At 53.5% G+C, this 398-nt stretch carries 1 pseudogene; it reads left to right on the top strand.

The window, feature by feature from the left end:
• Window positions 1-69 precede the first annotated feature (69 nt).
• Window positions 70-398, top strand: a pseudogene (locus tag ACCD02_RS32670) (hypothetical protein); the annotation flags it as partial.

The raw sequence follows: 398 nt of genomic DNA, 5'->3' as shown, positions 1-398 counted from the left end.
CGCCAGGGCCGACTTCACCACAACCCATCGGCCGTTCTGGGCCGACGAACTCACCCATAAGGCGCAGTAATGTCTACCCCGGTCGAATCACAGTCTTACTACGCGCCAGAGGCCTACCATCCGGATCGGATTCCCGAGCAGCCTGACGCCTTGCCGCGCAAGTTACTCTTTAAATTGATAGGGACCCGGCTACCCTGGGGTAATACCCAGGAGGTGCTCCCGGACAACATCATGCAAGATCCAAGTCCCGAAAAAATGCGCTACGGAGAAAAGTTCGAAAAGGAAAAGGCCGAACAGAAAGCGAATGGCACTTACGTAACGCGCCCATTTGAACATCTGGAGCTGCATTATCGACACGATCATGAAGTGATTCGTCATGCGCAATTTCCTTTCAAGAC

The sequence above is a fragment of the Pseudomonas sp. Pseusp88 genome (assembly GCF_047303955.1).
GTDB lineage: Bacteria > Pseudomonadota > Gammaproteobacteria > Pseudomonadales > Pseudomonadaceae > Aquipseudomonas.
Note: the sequence above shows the minus strand (reverse complement) of the source record. Positions and strands in the feature narration are given on the sequence as shown.